Genomic DNA, 23,762 nt, shown 5'->3' on the forward strand with positions numbered 1-23,762 from the left:
CTTTTTTATTTCTTAATCATTTCTACTGAACCATCTTCTTTAATTCTAAACACCAGCTCATTGCCATAGCTAACTCCCGCCTGATTGATGGCAAAAGCCTTCAGGTAATAGTTTACGCCTACAATCAAACCATCTACTACCACCTGGCTATCGCCAATATTAGCTGCATTAACCCTTGTATCCGCAATGGTTGGATGCTCATCTGTACTCCAGCAGATACCACTGGCTGCTAAAGCTGTCCCACCATTACTGAGCAGTGCTATCGCTATGGCGACTGAAGTTTCATTTTTCGCAGTTACTGTACTGGTATTCAACAATGCTTTTTTCATCGGTCCGTACCCATACCAATCGCTTAGTTTGAAAGGTGCAGTCTTCTTTGCCAGGTGACTTTTCCCGTTCAATAGCGACAGTGAAAATGGCGCCGCACGTTCAGCCGTAGTCAGCTCATTCAGTCCAAGCATATAGTCGGCCACAGTCCGCATACTCAACGCACCGGATTCCGGTAGCGAAGTCATCGTCCATTCCGCATAAAGCGTCATGGATTCCGTGATTCCAGCGTCAAAATTAAAAACTGTTTCCATAGGTTGGTCACTAAACCAGGTGTAAAAAATCATTCCCGCTTTTGTCGTCGTTACCGCAGGAAGTTTAGCTCCATCTTCCACCTGGATTGGATCGATGGTTGTTCCACCCATTGTCTCAAAAGTAATGGTATGGTATAGATTTTTAACAGTCAGCAATCCAGGCTCAAAGGTAAACTCATAGTTATCGGCCTGTAAAGTACCCACACTTAGTGTTACCGGATAATCTCCCGCAGGACTACTCAGCGTTGCCGTTGTACTGAAAGCAGGTTCTCCCTGTAGCGTAGCATCAGCACGAACATGAGTACCTGTTTCCTCGTATTTAAATCCTTTCATATGATAGGTAAACGGCGGATTCTCCTTGCCAAAGTATTTCGTTAAGGTATCTCCTGAAACCGTCAGCATCGCCTTGTTGATTTTAAAAGTTTGTTGCGCTTCCACAGGGGCGAAAAAGGCATCTCCGGCTTGTGAAACTTTCAATACAACATCACCGGCACCTTCAATTGTTGCCATGTCCCCATTAAGATCGAGTTTACCTTCCAGCAATTCAAAAACTACAGGCAATCCCGAAGAAGCAGTTGCGATCAACTTGAATGGGTCATCACCATAGTTTTTATCACCTATTGGTGCAAAAGTGATGGTTTGTGCAGCTTTCTCAATAGTGACTTTTACACTTGCAACCTGATCAGTGGTATTGAAGGTATTCGCCGATAAAGTAAGTGCACCTGTAAGGTTCAGCTCCCCTATTGGAGCAGCAGTATAGGCCGCCTGATCCCAGGTAATGTTCAACAACTCTTTCGATCCGTCATTGTAGGTTACCTCAATGGATGCCGGCAGGCCAAGATTTGCAAAAGGCGTTCCGTACTTCACCGTTATTGGCGCAATCTCTGCTACCGAAAGCAGGTCTTTCCAAAGTGTTACCTTAATCTGAGGTTGCAGGTTTGCATCATTCCTCACATCATCGGTCAGCTGTAATTCTCCATGAATGATTTGCGGGATCAACAGTGTAGCATCATAGTCACCTTCAGTCCACAATACCGGTAGATTGGCTGTAGTCTGGTCGTCGTAAGTAACCATTACTGTTGCCGGCAGACCAAGTGCAGAGAAAGGCTTACCATACACATCAATCAGATCCGCCAGGGTTTCCACAGCAATCACATTTTTATTATCGATAATCACCCCTACCTTCGCTGTGATGTCATCAGGGTTTTCCGCTTTCCCTTCCATGTCGAGCAGACCGGTAAAGCTATAAGATCCGGGAACATTACCATTAAATAGTGGAGATTCCCAGCTAACGGCAACTTTACCTGTTGATGCATCTGTAAAGATCGCATCAAGCTGCGTTCCTAACTGCGCAAGAACTTGCTCTTGTGTGGTACCGAATGGAAAATGTAGCGGTGTATTCACCAACACAGAATCCAGTACCAGCAGTTTAGGCAATACCGTTACTTTAATAGACGTTGTTTTATTGTCTTTATTCTCTTCCGGCGAGCCAGGAACTAATGTACCCGGAAGTATATAATCACCGGCAAGCACGCCATTATAAGTACTACCATCCCAGTTAACCGACAAGGATTCCTGTTCATTGTTGTTATACGTCACCATCACCATCTCCGGTAACATCAACGTTCCGAAAGCTGTACCATAAGGGACAGTTAAAGCAAGCGGATCTGCTACACTAACAATATAGCGTTGGGCCACTTTTACAGTAACTGCGGCCTTAATCGAATCTGGATTTTCAGTCAGGGCTGGCATGACCACTTCTGAACTAAACTCATATGAACCTGGACTTGTTGCATCATAATCTGGATTCGCCCATGTGGTTACATTAAGGCTCAATGTACTACCATCATCAAACAAGCCTGTTACTGTAGAAGGGAATGAAATATCCGACTGCAACGTTCCATAGCTCACCTCAACCGTATCTCTTGTGATAGAAAGCAGTTTTTTAATTCGTTCTGCTACGGTCACCGTAATTACAGGCTGCAACCCTTTCGGATTATCAGCATCATCAGGAATAACCATAGTTCCCTGCAAGGTATATACACCGGCAGTTTTACCATCATAAGTACCCTTAGTCCAAGATACAGAGAGTAGTTCTTCTGAGGCATCATTGTAAGTTACCTTTATGGCTTCTGGCAATGTCAGCGCATCAAATTCAGTATCATAATCTACGCTGATTCCCGGCAGGGTTTCTATACTTTCAATTTGTTTTCTGTCGACTACCACCACAACTTTCGGCGTCAGGTTATTCGTGTTTAAAATTCCTTGAGGCACTATGATAGCACCTTCAAAAAGATATTCACCCGCAGCATCGCCATTGTAAAGCGGCGACTTGAACGAGGCATCCTGTACGGCAATGTCGATCAATGTGCCATCATCCAGTGTAGCTTTGCTGATCACCGGAAACTGTAAACTTTCTAATGAAGTACCAAATGCTACATTTATGGTATCTATTTTTAAAGAAACAATCAGCTTCTCCCTTGGCAATACGGTCACCACGATCTGCGGATTTACCGGCTTAGGATTCTCTACCTCATCAGTCAGCGTAAAGCTTCCATTGAGTAAATAAGATCCGGCAATGTTTCCATTATACGGAGTAAGATCCCAATCCACACCCAGATCTTCATTACCGCCATCTACAAACTTTGCATTCAGCTGCCCTCGCAATGTAATTGATTCCGGAGCAGTACCAAAAACGACCGTTATGGTATCCGGACTGGTATAAGTATCGATGAGGTGCTTGCCCACAGTTACCTTTAGCACAGCTTCCACATCATTCGGATTAAGGATATCTTCAGGAAGCTGTAAAGTACCTTTCAACTCATATACACCAGGTATATCGGCGATGTAATCACCCTCCTCCCAGGTTACGTTCAGCATACCCGTAGTGCCATTATCGTAGGTCACATTCACCTGCGCAGGGAACAAAGTTTGGGCATTGACAAAGCTGGTACCGAAAGGCACAAGCATAGTACTTGCTGCAACACTAACCACTTCAAGCGGTTTTGGTCCAACAGTCACACTCACTGTTGCCATCAGGCTATCCGGATTATCAATATCATCTCCGGTAACCAATGCTCCCTTGAACTCATATACCCCAGGAAGCTGCGCATTATAGCTTGCAGAACTCCAGATGACACCTTCGGTACCTGCCGATTGATCATTATAAGTCACATTTACAGTTTCCGGGAAAGGGATATCTTCCACCGGCGTTCCGTATTTAACAATGATTGCAGTTGGATTCTGTACGGCAATTATCTTTTTATTGCCTACCTGTATGTTTATTTCTGCTGTTTTGGCGTCTTTATTAACAACGCCTGGGATCAACACCGGATCTCCAATAAAGGAGTAAACCTCAGGAACCAATGGATCATAACCTTCGGTATCCCAGGTCATATTCAATGTACCCGTGCTACCATCGTCATAAGTTACCTGTACCGCTGCAGTCAGCTCGGGAATTGCCGCAAGCAATGTACCATAGCTCACCTTCACCGTATCCAACACTGCAATGCTTACGATATTCTTAGGCTTTGGCAATACCGTAAGTATCATTTGTGCCTTGATGTTGTTTTTATTGTCGATACTTTCGTTGTGGAGCAGAGTTCCTGTAAGTGTATAGTTACCGCTTTGCAGCTTGTTGTAACTACCCGGAGCCCATTCTACACCCACAGTATCCTGTGTACCATCATCAAAATTAACCTTTACTGTTTGCGGTAAGATCACCTCATCAAATGGAGTGTCGTAAGGCGTACTTGCCGCGTAATTACCCTCCACAGAAACAATGTTCTTACGGATGATCACTTTATTGTTGGCAAATAACAAACCTGTATTGGAAACTAAGTCATTCAACTGGAGCGTTCCTTTAAGGTCATACTCCGCACCTTTATCGGCTATGTATTGCGACCTGTCCCAAATCACATTCAGGAATCCTGTAGTCTGATCATGGTAAGTTACCCTTACTGCAGCAGGCAATGGCAGGTTGGCAGCAGGTGTATTCAAATCCACAGTTATGTCCGCCAGATCCTCAACAGCAATAATATTGTGCTGCACATATACATCTACGTTTGCTTCAAAGTCGGCAGGATTAGCATGCTCTTCCTTAATACCCAAGGTAGCATATAAACGATATACACCCACCTTAGAATTATAATTACCCTGTTTCCAGGTCAGGTTTAACATTTCCCTGGTAACCCCATCATCATAAGTCACCTGTGCCTGTTTAGGCAATAACGGCAACACATCGCTGTATGGCGTACCGGATAGTACCTTTACTGGAGGCAGAGGCGCCACAGCAATAATATATGGATATATAGGCGTAATGACTGCGACCCTCGCCGTTGCCGTCAGGTTGTTTCTGTTCACATCTGGGTTCGGAACAGTTAACGTACCTGTTAGTTGGTAAATACCTTCCACATTCCCGTCATAGTTACCAGGCTGCCAGGTAACAGGGAACATAGCGTGACTGTTATCACTCATCACCACCTCTACCTGTGTCACCAGGTTCAACTGGTCGAAAGGTGTTCCTGTATCTTTCTTAACAGGTACAGGATAAGGTTTCAATACTTCAATGATATAGGCAGCGCGTGGGTTCACCTTTATCTTTACTTTCAGTGAGCCACAAACATCAGCACCCTGAACAGCCAGTGTAAATTCGTAATCTCCCGCCACAGATGGCTCACCGGAAATCAGACCGGAACTACTCAAACCTAAGCCATCAGGTAATAAACCCTGACTCAGAGCGTAGGTATATGCCCCACCTTCTGCCAACTGAATCTGATGGCTGTAGCTTGTCCATTGATCGGCGGCCGGAAGCTGCTGTTCTGCATTTTCAAGATAAATACCCTGGAACTCATAAGCACCAAGATCAACCGTTGTGTGCTTGATCCTATCTTCGCCCGCAAGGTCTTTGGTTGTTCCCGTAATCTTTGTGTTGTCCCCCATATTGACTACCGGCGAGCAAGGTGCCAGCGACAGATCATCTGCAGCAGCATTTGCCAACTGAGGATCCTTCGTCAATATGGTTGTTCCGGTTACATATCCGTTTTGTACGGTACTTGTGGAAACAACGATTCCAGCATTCATCTGGTCCGGGATTGCGTTTCCACGCGTATTCCCCCAGAAGATACTGTTGGCAACATTTACGGTCCCTGTATTACGATACAGCGCTCCGCCATATTTGGTGGTTGTTGAAGCGTTGATATAAGCAGAGGTATTGTTGCTAAAAGTTGCGTTTACGATGTTAGTCGTTCCTGTGTAATGGTAATAGGCACCACCGTGGTAACCGTTCACCGTAGTTCTGTTTCTGCTAAAGGCCGCATTAATCAAGTTAAAAGTACCTGTGTAATGGTAAATGGCACCACCATGCTGCGCAGCTGTATTGCCCACAAACAATCCACCTATGATGGTAGGTTTTCCATTGGTTGCATTATAGAAAGCACCTCCGGTTGCTGTTGCAGTATTATTCTTAAACACTACATCCTTCATCTCCAGGGCAGCAGTGATGTGGTACATTCCTCCACCCTGACTACCTTTATTACCAATGAATTTGACGTCCTTAAAAGTAGCTGCAGCATTGTTGTAAAGTCCACCGCCAAGCTGCACTACAGTATTTTTTTCAAGGGTGATGTTGCTGAAGGTGGCTGCTCCGCTATTGAAAATCCCTCCACCGCTATAATAAGCATAGTTATTTTTAACCCATAGGTTTTTAAAGATCACCTTTCCAAGAGCATTGTAAATACCGCCACCATTGTATGGGTCAGCTGTGCTGCTTCCATTGGCACTTTTACCTCCACTAATGGTAAATCCATCCAATACCGTAGCATTGGTTAAAGCCAGCCTGTTAAATACGACGTGGTAACTTCTGTTTGCCCCATCAAGGATGGTTTCGTTAGTCGTCATGATAGCCGTCGAATCCCTATCCGCAAGTTCCTTTTCTGTCGCTGCAAAACCACCGTATATCTTAACGCCTTCTTTCAGGGTAAAATAGTTGTTTACTTTCAAACCTGGTGTATAAGTACCTTTGGCCACGAAGATTGTATCTCCTGCCATTGCAGAGCTAAGTCCTTTTTGCAAATCCAGGAATGCATGCTCCCAGCTTGCGCTGTTGTTCATACCTGAGGTTGCCGCCTGGTTTACATAAATCCTTACTTTTCCTGTACCAACTTTCACTTCAAAAGTATACAGTCTGTTTCCACATAAGGTACCATCACTGGCCGTGATGTTGAAGGTATACAGGCCTGCATTGATCGGCCTTCCACTTATTCTTCCCGACGGACTCAAAAGAAGTCCATCCGGCAATGAACCATAACTCACCGCGTAGGTATAACTTCCCGACCCACCGGAAGAAACCATCTGATGCTCATAGATTACCCCTCTTAAACCTTCAGGCAATACCGCCGGACCAACATTGATTCTGTCTTGTTGATTTTCAAAAGCACCCAGGTCCACAACTTCCGTTTTAATCCTCGGCTGTCCTGCAAGATCTTTCAAGATAACCGTAGAAAGGGAATTGTCACCCATATTGATAGCAGGAGAACAATCCGATAAGAAAAGATCATCTTCATTGCTTAGGTTAAACAACGGATCTTTATCCACGATTACTTTTCCTGCCACATATCCACCGCGAATCAAAGCGCTCACAGGTTTGATATTCAGGTTAAGCTCATCGACTACGCCATTACCACGTTGGTTACCCCAAACTATACTATTGTGCAGATTCAATGTTCCTGCATTTCTATAGATCGCACCACCATATTTGTTTAATGTAGCATTCACGTAAGCAATGCTGTTGGTGCTCATGGTCACGTTAACCAGCGTTGAGGTTCCCGTATACTGGTATAATGCGCCACCAAAATAAGCACCTGTACCAGTCACCTTATTGCGACTGAACTTAGCACCATTGATGGTCAATGTGGATGACCACTGGTATAAACCACCACCATGTTGGGTAGCTGTGTTTCCGGTAAAAGTGGCATTATTTAATGTCACCTTACCTGAGTAACTGTAAAAGCCCCCACCCAGTGTTGCTTTGTTGTCTTTAAATGATATGTTATTAATGGTTACTGCTGCTGTGGCCTGATACATACCTCCACCATAAGCAGCGGTATTGTTGATGAACTCGAGCTGTCGCATTGTTGCCACTCCTACGTTGTACAAACCACCTCCGTAGCGATAGGACCCAGAAGCATTGAGCGTTCCATTGTTCTCGAAAATGACATTGCTGATTAGTCCTGTTCCTCCATTGTACATCCCACCTCCATAAGTATTGGAATTATTATTTTTAATCCAGAGGTGATTGAATGTTGCCGCTCCGATCCTGTTGTAAATACCGGCACCGATATAGGGCTCGCCAGTGCTTGTACCTGTAGGCACCGACCGGCCGCCACTGATACTGAATCCATCAAGCACTGTCGCCGCAGTTAGGGCATTGTAGTTGTACACTACGTGTCTGCTGTTATTGTTACCCGTCAGGATGGTTTCATTAACCGTTCTAACTTTCAGAGAATCCCTTTCAGCGAGTGTTGACTCTGTAGCAGCAAAACCACCATACATCTTCACCCCTTCTTTTAATTGAAAGTAAGAAGTCACCAATGTTCCCGGACTGTAAGTCCCTTTAGCCACCCAGATCTGGTCGCCCGCAAGGGATACCTTCAGTGCACTTTGCAAATCGAGGTAAGCATTATCCCAGGTACTACCATTGTTCTGACCGGCTGTTGCCGCCTGGTTCACCAGGATACGTACCACTCCTGTACCAGCTACCACATCCATATTATAAACGCGGTTACCACATAAGGTTCCGTCGGTCACATTGATTACAAAAGTATACTTACCGATCACAATAGGATTACCGGTGATCAGTCCTGATGCATCCATCGACAATCCATCAGGAAGTTTACCAGAAATCAACTTATAAGTATAAGTGCCTGTTCCGCCACCTCCCTGCAACTGCTGGCTGAATGCCGCTCCACGTGGGATTTGAGGTAAAGTTTCAGGGTTTAATGTGATGACATCCGACTGGTATTCTATAGCACCCAAATCAATCACTACTGCCTTTGTTCTTGGATTACCAAGCCTGTCTACCGTGCCCGCAGGAGCCAGGTTATTGTCACCTGTGTTGATTGCCGGAGAGCAGCCGGTAAGTGCCAGGTCATCCGCATCAGCATTCACAAAAGCAGGATTAGCATCTATGATATTTAACCCTGTAGTGTAACCACCACTGATCAAGGAATTGGTTGTTTTGATGTTCAGATTCAGTTGATCAGACATTCCTTCTCCGCGGATATTACCCCAAAGAATACTATTGTTTAAAGTCACCGTTCCTGAATTACGGTACAATCCACCGCCATAATTCACCGTTCCGGTTTTATAATATCCGATACTGTTTTTACTGAAGGTTGTGTTGGTTAAAGTGGCTGTTCCAGTGTAGATAAATACTGCCCCTCCATAGTAAGCCGAACTACTGTTAACTTTATTTCGACTAAAAGTAGTATTGCTGATCTTCAACGTAGCACTACTCCAGATTGAACCTCCATGTTGTCCCGAATTATTGTTCTGGAATGATGCACGGTCAATGTTCAATACACCCCCGGCATAGATTGCTCCACCTGCCGCTGTTGCAACATTATCTTTAAAACTAACATTACTCAGGTTAGCTGTACCACTTGCAAGGTATAAAGCACCTCCGGTAGTAGCCCTGCTTCCATTGAAGCTTGCATTGCTCAGGTTGGTAACCGCACTAGAATTAACATAGATAGCTCCACCTTGCCCGTTGGTCACTGTATTACTTTCAAACCTAACATCATTCAGATCGGCAATACCAGTACTAAACATCGCCGCTCCATATCCCGGATAGCTGGAGCTCTCAATAATTCTGTTGTTTTCGAATACCCCTTTGTTCAGCTTAAATCCTTTTACATTATATACTGCAGAACCACGTGCATAATAGCCGGTAGATCTGTTGTTGCTGAAGGTCACATCTGTATAGCTGGCATCACCATTGTGATATAAACCGGCTCCATATACAGCAAGGTTGTTCTTGATCCACAGGTTACGGAACACTACCGCTCCCAGTGAATTGTAAATACCTCCACCATAATAATTAACGCTATTGTTTGTGGTGTTAACCGCCGATCCTCCCCCTTGTATACTGAAACCATCCAATACCGTTGCACTCGTAAGCGCAGCTGCGTTGTACACAACGTGATAGCTTGCAATACCCTGGCTACCATCAAGAATGGCTTCATTATCTGTTCTGATCTTTAGCGTATCCCGCTCTTCAATGGTCGTCTCTGTTCCGGCAAATCCACCGTACATCTTCACACCTTCTTTTAACTTGAAGGTCGATGCTGCCAGCGGACCACTGTAATAAGTTCCTTTGGCTACCCAGATCTCATCTCCTGCTCCGGCAAGTTCTAATGCCGTTTGCAAGTCTTTGAAAGCGTTTGTCCAATCACTGCCATTGTTTGCACCCGCAGCAGCCTCATGTACATACATTCTGCCGGTTCCGTTTTGCACGGTTACTTTGTACTGTCGGTTACCACTTAGGTTTCCATCCGTAGCACCAACCACAAAAGTATAAACGCCAATAATATTCGGTACACCAGTTAGTTTTCCATCGGCCGTCAATAACACACCCGGAGGAAGTTTTCCTGCCTGAAGACTCCAGGTTACCGGCAGACTGGTTCCGGTAAGACTAAATGGAAGATTCAGGGAAGCTCCTCTGGTGATTGCTTCAATCGTTTCAGGGGTGATGATCAATCTTTCAGTACTTTCATTTTCATAAGCACCCAGGTCGATCTTATTGTTGATCACCCTGGCTTTACCAGCAAGATCTTTATCATAAGCCTGCCAGCTGTTCTCACCACCATCAATAGCTAGTGAACCACCCTGCAATTGCAGGTTATCTGCCGCTGTATCCAGGAACAATGGATCGCCAATTTTAACGTCCGTTCCAGTAGCATAATCTTGCTGTACGATGGTATTCCCTACAATAACTCCGGCATTGAGCTGATCCGCGATCGTACCTGTACGGGTGTTACCCCAGAGGATACTATTGTGTATGGTTACTGTTCCCGAATTACGGTATAAAGCCCCACCATAACTCAAAGTCGCGGTACCCTTGGCATAGCCGATATTGTTTTTGCTGAAACTACTGTTGTTGATCAATACATCATTAGAGCTGATGTAAATAGCACCACCGTAATAAGCTGCCGTTGAAGTCACCTCATTCCGACTGAAGATACTGTTATCGATCTTCAGATTGCTGTTGGACCAGATGGCTCCACCATGCTGCACCGCTATGTTATGAATAAAAGAAGCGCGGTTAAGCATCAATACCCCGCTGGCATAAATGGCTCCACCTGTAGTAGCTGCATTATCTGTGAAAACAACCTCTTCGAGCACCGGACTTCCGCTGGCGATAAACAGGGCTCCCCCGGTTGTGGCTTTGTTTCCTGTAAAAGTTCCTTTCTTAATTTTAATCACTGCACTGGAGTTGCTGTAAATCGCAGCTCCCTGTCCGTTAAGAATACTGTTATTTTTGAATTCGACTTCAGAAAGATCCAACATTCCTGTAGTAAAGATACCAGCTCCATAACCAGGATAACTGCTGGACTCCAAAATCTTATTGTTCTCAAATACCCCTTTGCTCAGCTTAAAACCTTTCGCATTGTAAACCGCCGCACCCCTTGCACTTGTTCCTTTTGCCTGGTTGTTGCTGAACATAATGTTCGTATATGTTGCGTCTCCATTGTGATAGATACCTCCACCATAAGTTCCGTTATTGTTCTTTACCCAGAGGTTGCTGAACTGAACTGCGCCCAGGCTGTTGTAGATACCACCACCCTGATAATTGTTACCACTGATGAGGGTTGCGTTACCGCCCTGGATACTAAATCCATCGAGGATCGTAGCTGAGGTTAATGCCAGTACATTAGTTACAACATGGTAACTGGCTATACCCTGACTACCATCCATGATCGTTTCATTCACACTACGCAGATCGGCCATATTCCTGTCTGTCAGCACCAGCTCTGTTCCAGCAAAACCACCATACATCTTCACCCCTTCTTTTAGCTTAAAGGTTGAAGCAGCCAGTGGCCCCGTAAAGTAAGTGCCTTTGGCTACCCAGATCTCATCGCCAGCCCCTGCAAGGTCCAGTGCCGGCTGTATATCCGTAAATGCATTTGCCCAGTTACTACCATTGTTATCACCTGCAGCTGAACGATTAACAAACAAGCGACTGATACCGTTTTGTACTATGATGGTGTATTGTTTACTACCCAGGATCTGCCCGTCGGTAGCTCCGATAACAAAGGTATAAGTGCCCACAACCGTAGGTACTCCCTTAAATTTTCCATCTGCAGAGAAGGTAACACCCGTAGGCAATTTACCTGTCTGCAAGGTCCAGCTAACCGGCAATGCAGTTCCTGTAGCAACCAGTTGCAGATCCAGAGCAGTTCCTCTCGAAATAGGATTGATAACCGCAGGGCTGATCATCAGTCGGCCATTGCCATCCTGCTCATAAGCACCCAGATCTATGGTTGCATTTACTACCCTTGGATTACCCGAAAGATCCTTATCAAAAACCTGCCAGTTGTTTTCACCCGCATCAATCGCCAGTGAACCTCCTTTAAGGTGCAGGTCATCGGCAGCTGCATTTACAAACATCGGGTCTCCGATTTTGATATCAGTTCCACCGACATAATTGCCCTGAACAATAGAGGTAGCAATAATAACCCCCACATTCATTTGGTCAGGAACATCATTTCCTCGTTTATTGCCCCAGAAGATACTGTTGTTGATCGTTGCAGTACCAGTTGAGCGGTACACAGCTCCACCATAACTCAAGGTTGCCGTTCCTTTATTGTAACCAATGCTATTGTTACTGAAACTGGTATTATTGATCAGTGCATTTCCAGAACTCAGGAAAATAGCTCCACCGTAATACCCTGCGGTAGAAGTCACACTGTTTCGGCTAAAAATACTATTGTCGATTTTCAGCGTGCTGGCCGACCATAGTGCCGCACCATGTTGTAATGAAGAGTTGCTGATGAACGAAACCCTGTTGATGTTGACTACTCCTGCAGCATACATAGCTCCGGCAGTGCTTGTCGACGTATTGTTCTTGAACTGTACATCGGTAAATGTGGTTGTACCATTTGCCAGGAATACTGCACCCCCTGTTGTTGCTTTGTTTCCTGTAAATTCAGTTTTACTAATATCAACAATTGCTCCTGAGTTGGAATAAATAGCTCCCCCCTGTCCATTGCTGATCAGGTTATTTTCAAACTTCACCTCATTCAGCATTAGTGCTCCTGAATTAAATATCGCTGCTCCGTATGCTGTACTACTACCGGTTTCTACCAATTGGTTGTTCTGGAAAACACCTTTTGTCAGCTTGAAGCCCTTCACGTTGTAAACCGCCGCACCTCTTGCATTCGTTCCTTTTGACTGGTTATTGCTAAAAATGATGTCTGTATATTCTGCATCTCCGATATGGTATAAACCACCACCGTATGCTGCAATGTTATTTTTAATCCATAAATGACTGAAAACAGCAGCCCCGTTGGTATTGTAAATACCACCGCCATAATAACTGGCTCCGGTACTATTAATCGCTGCCTTCCCGCCCTGGATACTAAAACCATCCAGTACGGTAGCGCTGGTTAGTGCCGCGGCATTATATACAACGTGATAACTCACCGTACCCTGACTACCATCCAGGATGGTTTCATTTGCGGTACGTATGTTATCTATGTTTCTTTCTGTAAGGAGTGCTTCTGTTCCGGCAAAACCGCCATACATTTTAACACCTTCCTTTAAAGTAAAGTACGAGCTGGCTAAAGGTCCGGTATAATACGTTCCTTTGGCCACCCAGATCTCGTCCCCGGCCTTACTCTGCGTTAATGCTGTCTGAAGATCGGTAAAGGCATTCGCCCAGTTGCTACCATTGTTATTTCCTGTCGCCGCTTGTCGCACATACAGTCGCGATGGTCCGTCGGTAATAACAGCATTAAACTGCTTACTACCCACCAGCGTACCATCAGTAACCGATATTACAAAAGTATATGTCCCTACTACAGTTGGTCGTCCTGTGATTAATCCATCATTGGTCAACACCAAGCCTGTAGGCAGTGTGCCCGACTGCAATGTCCAGGTGTAATTTCCAGCACCGCCTGTAACACTCATCTGGAAGTTAGGATCAAGTCCACGCGCCGATGAAGGGAATACAGCAGGTTGAATTTTCAGACCATTACCACCCAAACTTTCATAAGCACCAAAGTCGATGATATCATTGGTGATCCTTGGATTTCCTGCAAGATCTGTGCTTGTTGTATTGCTTAAATTATCACCAGCATCAATTGCTGGTGATCCACCTTTTAGCTGCAAATCATCCTGTGCCGGGTTAGCAAATAAAGGATTTCCGATTAAAATATTTACGCCTGTTGCATAACCACCCTGAACGATTGTGTTACGAACATTCTGTCCGGCAGTAAGCTGATCAGGGACATTGCTTCCGCGGGTATTGCCCCAGAAGATACCGTTGTTCACCGTTACCACACCTGCCGAACGGTAGAGTCCCGCACCACCAATCGTAGTGGCATGTGTAAAGGCAATCTTATTATCACTGAAGGTAACATTGTTCAGGTTGGTTGCCGAAGCAGCATACATACCTCCACCATAGTAACCTGATCCTGCTGTAGTGACCGCATTTCTGCTGAAGATAACGTTCGTCAGGTTTGCCGTTCCGGAGCTGTTGTACATACCCCCGCCCTGCTGACCGGCAGTGTTGGCAATAAATGAACCACGATCAATATTCAGCACACCACCACTTTGAGAAATACCTCCGGAATTCAGTTTCGCACTGTTTCCGCGGAAGGTCACATCCGTCATAGTGATGTTTCCACCGAGGTTAAAGAAACCACCACCTACAGCGTTGGCCTCATTTCCTTCGAATAAGATTTTATCATAAACGGCCGTTCCTATGTTATAGATACCAGCACCTCTTTCTGCTTTATTATTGATGACCCGTAGATTGCTGAAAATAGCTTTTACAGCTGCATAATTGTAAATACCTGCTCCACGGTTGTTATCGGAGTCAGTACCTGCAAGGCCCTGTCCACCGCTAATGGTAAAACCATCCAGTAAAGTGGCATTGCTCAGTGCAATATTGTTAAACACAACGTGTCTGCTTGCTACACCCTGGCTACCATCCAAAATAGTCTGGTTGCTCGTGTGGATCAGCGGCATGGCCCTGTCGTTAAGTGTTGTTTCTGTTCCGGCGAAACCTCCGTATATTTTTACACCCTCTTTCATGGTGAACCAGCTTGTGGCTAGTAATCCCGGACTATAAGTCCCTTTAGCTACCCAAATCTGATCTCCCGCAAGGGCTTTGGTTATGGCAACTTTAAAGTCGGTATACCCATGTTCCCAGCTGCTACCATCATTCCTGCCAGATACCGCAGCAACATTAACGAATAGCTGTGTAGATGCTGGATTTACGAGTAAGGTATATTGTCTTCTGCCGACAAGTGTGCCATCCGTAGCCCCAACCACAAAAGTAAATGTTCCTGCCTCCAGTGGTCTGCCTTTTAATACTCCGGCGGCATCCAAACTAAGTCCAGACGGTAATACACCGGAAGTGATGCTCCATACCAGATTGGCGCCTCCTGCAGAAACAGTAAGAGGCACTTCAAACAAGTCCCCACGACTAAAAGCCTGCAGGGTAGCCGGACTAATGATCAGACTGGCGGTACCTTGATTCTCAAAGGCCCCCATATCCACTACATCATTAAAGATCCTCAGATTTCCTTCCACATCAGTAGCTCCAGTCACCTTGGCATTATCGCCCATATCAATTGCAGGCGATCCTCCTCTTAAACGAAGATTGTCTGCCGCCGCATCAGTAAAGAGCGGATTGCCAATGGCGATATTGGTTCCCCCGCTAATACCATTCTGTACAATACTCTTATCAATGGTGACTACACCCTGGATCTGATCGGCTACGCCTCCCTCACGGGTATTGCCCCAAAAGATACTATTGCTGATCGTAACAGTACCGCCTGCACGATACAAAGCACCACCACCCGCAGCATTTCTAGAGATGCTGTTGTTACTGAAAGTCACGTTAGTCAGCGTAGCTGAATTAGCAGCATACATTGCTCCACCGTATGCGCCTGCAGTAGCTAAAGCGACGATACGGTTGCGACTGAATACTACGTTATTTAATCTGGCTACCCCTGTAGTCTGTAATGCACCACCATGCTGCGTTGATTCATTATCAATAAAGTACACACGTTCAAAGAGCGGCGTACCTGCCGAAATAACAGCACCACCCAGGGCCCTAGATCGGTTTGATTTAAAGGTAACATCGGTAAATTCCGGTGCACCTGCCTGAATATATACCGCACCACCGTTAAGTGCCTGGTTTCCTGTAAATGTAGTATTGGAAATTTTAACCGGTGAGCTTGTGTTGCTATAAAATGCCCCACCATAAGCGTAACCTGTACCACCGGTAATGTTATCTTTAAAGGTAGTATTGCTGATCAATGCGGTTCCACTATTGAAAATAGCCCCACCATAAGTGGCAGATCCTGCAGTAATAGCGTTTCCTTCGAAAAGCACCTTATCAACGGTAATACCGCCAGTATGGTTATAAAGACCAGCACCGCGACCGAGGTTACCAATGGTGCTGTTCGCAATAAATTTGGTATTGGTAAAAGTAGCTACTCCTGAAAGCACAAAAGCCCCACCACCAAAAAGTGCAGTGTTGTTGGTAATAATTAAGTTGTTAAATATAGGTCGCCCCAGACTGGTATAAATACCGGCACCATAGTAGTTCACACCTTGGTCGGGCACATTAGGGTAACTGGTACTTGTGGTGGTTAGGGTACGGCCTCCGGAAATCGTAAATCCATCAAGGATGGTCTCCGAAGTAACAGCTGTAGTACTGGATACCACATGGTAACTGGCTACACCCTTACTTCCATCGAGGATACTTTTGTTGGTCGTATGAATAAGGTTGGTATCTCTTGCGGCCAGGTTCTCTTCAGTACCTGCAAAACCCCCATAAATCTTTACATTTTCCTTCAAGGCAAAGGTAGAGGTAACCAATAATCCAGGACTATAATTCCCTTTGGCTACCCAGATCTGATCTCCGGCCGTTGCCTGTCCCAGTGCCAGCTGCAAATCGGTAAATGCATTTGGCCAGTTACTACCATCCTTACGGCCGGCAGTTGCTCCTTCGCTTACATAAATGTTGGTTGAACCTGGACTAACCACAACATTAAATTGCTTTGTGCCGGCGAACTCTCCATCTGTAACAGATACTACGAAAGTATAGTTCCCTACAAACATCGTTCTTCCAGAAAGCAGCCCCTCTGCACTAAAGCTAAGTCCTGTAGGTAAAGCCCCTGAAGAAATGCTCCAGGTAAGCGATGTTCCACCACCGGTAGCGGTAAATTGTGTACTTATATTGGTACCACGAACCGAAACCGGTAAAGATGCAGGTAGGATAAGCAGGCTCTCACCACCTTGATTTTCGTGAGCACCAAGGTCCACAATTCCATTAACCACCCTTGGCAGATTGGCCAGGTCGAGTGCTGTTCCACTCGCTGAATTATCACCCACGTCGATCGCTGCTGACCCGCCTTTAATTTTAAGGTTATCTACAGCAGCATTGGTAAACAATGGATTCCCAATAGAAATCTTGGTTCCACCAGCGTAGCCATTTTCGACAATACTATTGGTAATAGTTACCACACCTGCAATCTGATCAGACAGTGCATTGGCTCTTTTGTTACCCCAGAAAATACTATTGTAAATGGATGCAGAACCACTGCGCATATAAAACCCGGCACCGGCATTGTTGGTGGCATGGGTGTAGGCACTGGTATTGTTGCTAAAAGTGGTATTACTCAAAACTGATGCCCCGGCATAATTGTACATTCCCACACCATAACCTACAGTAGAATTTGTGGTGATCTTATTCTGACTGAACACCACATTATCTAGTCTGGAAATTCCGTTGTTATAAAGTCCGGCACCATATTGTGCGGATGTATTGCCAATAAAAGAAACTCTGTTTAAGGTTAGCGTTCCGGCACTCATCATTCCGGCACCGGTTGTTGTAGCCGTATTATTTTTAAATACAAGGTCTTCTGCGTTAAGACCAGTAGTACTCATTAATCCTCCTCCATTCCCTACTACTGTATTCTCTTCAAACAAACTCTTTTTAAGGTTCAGGGTACCAACGTTATGGTATAAACCAGCACCAGAGGTGGTTGCTTTATTTCTTAAGAAAGTTAAATTTTCTGCGCTCAGATTGGCAACAGTATTAAACATGCCCCCGCCAAGGACGGCTTCATTTTCTACGAAAGTCAGGTTACGCAGGATCACAAACGCATTAAGGTTGTATAAACCACCGCCATATCCTGCTCCGCGGTTAGCAATATTTTTCTCGAGGCGAATATTTTCAAAGGTGGATGGGCCGTTATTGTAAATACCTCCACCGAACCTATCCGCATTATTGTTCTTTACCCAGAGATTTCTGAATACCGCTTCACCGGCATTGTTATAGATACCTGCAGCACTGTAGGGAATAGTACTGTACGATCCTATTGCCGTTCTACCACCCATAATACTGAAACCATCTACAACAGTTTGGTTTGTAGATTGCTCCAGGTTAGTCACTACATGATAGCTTTTATTATTTCCTGTAAGAATGGTTTCATTAACCGCATATAAATTATTGGCATCTGCTACCCTTTCTGTCAATTCATTTTCTGTCCCTGCAAAACCGCCGTACCATTTTACTCCCGACTTCATGGTGAAAGTACTGCCTACATCCGGTCCAGGTGAATAAGTACCTTTAGCCACCCAGATTTCATCTCCTGCAATCGCATAACTTAATGTTGGCTGCAAATCGGTAAAGGCATCTGCCCAGTTCGCACCTGTTGCTTTTCCTATGGCATCTTTATTCACGTAGAAACGTGCAGACCCGGGAATAGCATCAATGGTGTACTGTTTACTGCCAATAAGCGTAGCATTGTTTACAGCAATCACGAATGTATCTCCACCAGGCGTAGGTTTCATCACCCGGCCATAAATCCGTCCACCAGGAGTGATCGATAGTCCAAGTGGCAGTTCTCCGCTTAAGATACTCCAGGTAAAAGGAGCTGTCCCACCGGTTGCGGTCATCTGAATATCCACCAATGCGCCCCTGGTAATTGTTCCAAGTGTTGCCGGTGCAATTTTGAGGGAAGCCCCGCCTTGATTTTCATAGGCACCATGGTCTACAATAGCATTATAAATCCTTGGATTGCCCTCGATATCTTTACTTGTACCAACAGCTCCGTTATTACCTTTATCTATGGCAAGTGATCCTGTTTTTAAAGTCAGGTTATCATTTACAGGATCTGTAAATAGAGGATCACCTACTAGGATAGCTGATCCGGTAGCATATCCATCTTCAATGGTACTATTGATCACAGAGCTGACTCCAGTATTGAGCTGATCGGACAGGCCTGTTCCCTGGGTATTCCCCCATAGGATACTGTTAGCAACATTTACTGTACCCCCAGCACGGTATAAACCAGCGCCGCTATTCAGGAGCGTCCGCGCTACAGTATTCTTACTAAAAGTAGCATTGGTGATATTGGTAGTACCCGCGGCAACATATATACCACCACCATAATAGCCAGCTGTTGAAGTTACCGCATTGCGACTAAAAGCAACATTTGTGAAGGTAGCAATACCATTCATATAGATACCACCGCCGTGCTGTAAGGCAATATTGTTAACGAATAGCCCGCGATCGATGTTTAATGATCCTGTACTGGAAATACCGGCACCTGTTGTATTTGATCGGTTTGAACGGAAGGTTACATCCGTAAGTGTAGCCGTACCTGAATTCATAAATCCACCACCAGCTGCCGGCGCTTCGTTATTTTCAAATACCCCATTGTTCAGGATAAAACCGGCAACTGTATTAACCAGGCCACCACCCGTAGTTGTTACACTGTTATTTTCAAAAACTGCATTATTGATCGTTACATTAATAGCCGTATTGTACATCCCACCACCCTGGATACCCTGGTTGCCGCGGAAGGTTACGTTGTTTAATATCGCATTTGCTCCGTTATTGTAAAATCCACCGCCATGCCTGGTAGAAAGCGTAGCCGAGTTACCTTCAAAATGAACGTTTTCCAATTTGATCGCGATAGCGGTATTGTACATTCCTCCACCGAGTGTAGCACCTGTATTATTTTTAACAATCAGGTTTTTGTAGGTTCCATTTACCGCCGCCACGAGACTGTAAATCCCCGTACCATAAATAGCTGCAACTGTGGCGTTTCCACCTGAAACCGTAAAACCATCTAAGAGCGTCTCTACGGACATGGGCGTAGTGCTGGAAACGACGTGTTTGTTTACTGAGGAACCATGGAGTTCTGCATTGTTAAGCGTAAATTTTCCATTGGCATCAGCTATACGCTGAGAGAGAAGTGTTTCCGTTCCGGCAAAACCACCATACAGTTTCACGCCGGATACCAGATTGAAGGTAGAATCCACATGACCAGCAGGCGCATAAACTCCTTTTGCTACCCAGATTTCGTCTCCACTCTTTGCCATGCCCAAGGCCGACTGCAACCTGGTTAATCCATTTGTCCAGTCTGCACCATTATTGGCACCTGTGGCATTGCCTTTAACATGCCAGCGAGTTGCTCCATCGTTTACCTGTAAATTGTACTGCCTTGTCGCCATTGTCCCATTCTGCGTAGCCTTGATGACAAACGTATAGGCTCCCGAATACATAGGTACACCACTAAGTATTCCAGTTTGCTTGTTGAAGAGTACGCCCAATGGAAGTGTACCAATGGTATGTTCCCAGGTGATTACACCTGAAGATGCGGAGGTACTGAGCTGCTGACTATATACTGTTCCCCTGCGGGCTACCGGCAAAGTAGCCGGCAGGAGCGCCAGAGATCCGGCACTTGCATTTGTATTTTCATAAGCCCCCAGGTCGACGATATTATGGATTATCCTTGTATTTCCACCCAGGTCGTTTGCTGGTCCTACATAGGCATTGTTTCCCGCATTAATGGCTACTGAACCGTTTTTTAAACGCAAATCGTGGGTCAGCGCATTTTCAAATTCCGGATTACCGATGAGGTTATTAGCACCATATATGTAATCATCCTGAATAAGATTGTTGGCCAGATTGGTGGCCGTTCCACCAATTTGATCGTTCACATCATTGCCACGTTTATTACCCCAGAAAATATTGTTATAAATGCCGAATGCTGCAGGAGCAGCATATAAACCAGCTCCTATTGTGGTAGCACCTGCAACCGTATAATTCGTTGTGTTATTACTGAAAGTACAGTTAGTAACGGTTGCGGTACCACTGAAATACATCCCCCCACCATTTGTAGCCGTGGTTGCTACTGCCGCTGTTATGCTGTTTGCACTGAATATGGAGTTGTTGACTGTAATCGTACCGGAACCATAAATACCTCCGCCATTACCTGTAGTGGCATTTTTAATGAAAGATGCCTGGTTCAGATTGATTGCGCCAGTAGTATAAAGTCCTCCACCGCTTGTTGCAACGTTTTCCTCAAACGTTGCTTTAGTCATAATGATTCCTGCGGCATTGTTCCACATTCCACCTCCATTTACCGCTGAATTTCCTTTAAAGCTTACATCATTCAGGTCCAGGTTGGCGCCAGTATTGTAAAGTCCACCACCATACCTGTTGGTCGTCGTCACCGCATTGTATTCAAACGAAACATTCTTCAGGCGGATCCCCGTTGAGTTGTTGTACATTCCGGCCCCATAAATAGTGGCATTGTTATTTTTAATAACGAGATTGCTATATGTTCCATTTCCCGGAATGTTACTGATGTAAACACCTGCGCCATAGCCTTTCACACCGGTTGAACTGGCTGATCCGGCAGTGATGGTGAAGCCATCAAGTGTTGATTCCGGGGTTAAAGCCAAAATACTGGTTACCACATGGGCATTCACGTTGTTTCCACTTAATATAGATTCATTGACAGTATATTTTCCCTTTGCATTTGCTATCCGCTCAGTCAGCAATGTCTCCGTCGTCCCGGCAAAACCACCGTAAATTTTGACCCCTGAAACCATGTTAAAAGTAGAATCAAGATGTTGGACAGGAGAATAGACTCCCTTTGCTACCCAGATCTCATCACCACTTTTCGCCAATTCGAGGGCCGTCTGTAGTCTGATATAAGCATCAGCCCAACTTGCACCCGAATTCGCTCCCGCAGTTGATGCTGCCCGCACATGCAATCTGGCAGGAGAAGCATTCACATTGATGGTATATTGCCTGCTGACTATTTGTCCCCCCTGGGTAACTTTCACGACAAATGTATAGTCGTCATTTATCATGGCGATCCCGCTCAACAGTCCCGTCTGCGCATTCAGTTTAATTCCAGAAGGTAAACTCCCATAGGTTACCTGAAAGGTTGCAGCCCCGGAGCCTGTAGTTGTTAGCTGTAGTTGATATGGAATACCTCGGGTTACATTACCAATAGTTGAAGGCTGAAGTACAATGGATGCCGGGGCACCTATTGAATGTTCATAGGCTCCCAGATCGACTGCTGCATTGACCACCCTCGTATTTCCAGCGATGTCAGTACCACCTACTACCTGGGCATTTATTCCCGCATTGATGGCTATAGATCCATTCTTCAACCTCAGGTTATGGGTTGTCGAATTTTCAAATTCAGGATTTCCGATAATCGTGTTTTCAGAATTGGCAAATCCATCCTGAATAAGATTATAGTAAAGACCAATCTTAGGCGTTATATTTAGCTGATCGGGAACATCTCCACCCCGTCTATTGTTCCAAAAAACACTGTTATATACATTAAATGTGGTAACGGCTGAATAGAGGGCTGCTCCATAAGTATTCACATTGGCAATTGCATAAGGAATTGTGTTGTTACTGAAAGTACAGTTGTAGATATTTCCTGTTCCTGATGCGAAATACAGACCGGCACCCAGATAGGATACATTTGTGCCTGTTACTGCATTTGCGCTGAACACAGTGTTACTCAGCACAAAACCTGCTCCGATAGCAGCAGTATATAATCCCGCACCCCGCTGACCAGCATAGTTGCCAATAAAAGAGGCTCTGTTGACAGTTAGATTATTCCCGGTGTTAAATAGTCCACCTCCATTAGTAGTCACACTATGATTTTCGAAGCTAACATCGGTCATTGTAACACTGGCTCCAAGATTGTTAAATCCACCACCAGTAGAAGCCCCTGTATTGTTTTTAAAAATAATTTTCTCAAAAGTTGCAGATCCTCCCGTATTATAAATACCTGCTCCGGCAGTTACACTCCGAAGGTTGTTATTCTCTACAATAAGATTCTTAAAAGACGCAGATGTCCCGGCATTATAAATTCCACCCCCGGCTGCTGAAGCATTATTTTCCTTAATCCATAGATTTTGAAATATTGCAGCGCCACTGCTCACATAAATTCCCGCCCCAATATAAGGTCCGGAAAGAGAAGTTGAAACTGCCGATAAACCACGGGTAATGGTGAAACCATCCAGCAAAGTAGTATTGTTATTTGCAGAGCTAACCACATGATAGTTAACATCTTGCCCGTGTAATACACTTTCGTTAAGCGTAAAAAGACCATTTGCTGCGGCAACACGCTGACTCAGTAAAGTCTCAGTCCCAGCAAAACCACCATAAATCTGAACACCTGTTTTGAGAATAAAAGTACCGGCTGTTGTAGCAGCTGAAACATATGTTCCCTTGGCAACCCAGATTTCATTTCCGGCAACGGATTTGGTGATCGCTGCAGTTAGGGTTGTAAATGCATCCTGCCAGCTTGTACCTGTACCCGTACCGGTTGCAGTAGCTTTGACATAATACCTGGTTTGAGCTTGAGTATCGAGAGCAAAAGAAAGAACGAAAAACAACAAAAATGTTACTATGCTATTAGGAAAAATTCGGGTCATGTTTGAAAAAAGAAGCTGCTGCAAAAAAAATAGGGATGGACTTAGTTACCATAAAAATCCCATAAATTTTCTAATAAAGAAAAAACAGATCATTTTCCGTTCAAACTGAGTAATTAACAGCTCATCATTCATTCGAGAATAGGGATTTTACAGGTAAAAAAATTACCACCCGGCAAATCT

General features: G+C 44.9%; 1 protein-coding gene. It reads right to left on the bottom strand.

Annotated elements, in window-relative coordinates; all coding sequences use genetic code 11:
• Positions 1 to 5: 5 nt before the first annotated feature.
• Complete coding sequence (locus B9A18_RS20105) at positions 6 to 23,582, bottom strand: choice-of-anchor Q domain-containing protein (protein WP_084291343.1); 23,577 nt, start codon at positions 23,580 to 23,582, stop codon at positions 6 to 8.
• Between the last annotated feature and the right edge of the window lie 180 nt (positions 23,583 to 23,762).

The sequence above is a fragment of the Pedobacter nyackensis genome (genome assembly GCF_900176505.1).
Lineage (GTDB): Bacteria > Bacteroidota > Bacteroidia > Sphingobacteriales > Sphingobacteriaceae > Pedobacter > Pedobacter nyackensis.

Coding starts and splice junctions, on each gene's coding strand:
- B9A18_RS20105 (WP_084291343.1), bottom strand. CDS start 23,582: ATGACCCGAATTTTTCCTAATAGCATAGTAACATTTTTGTTGTTTTTC.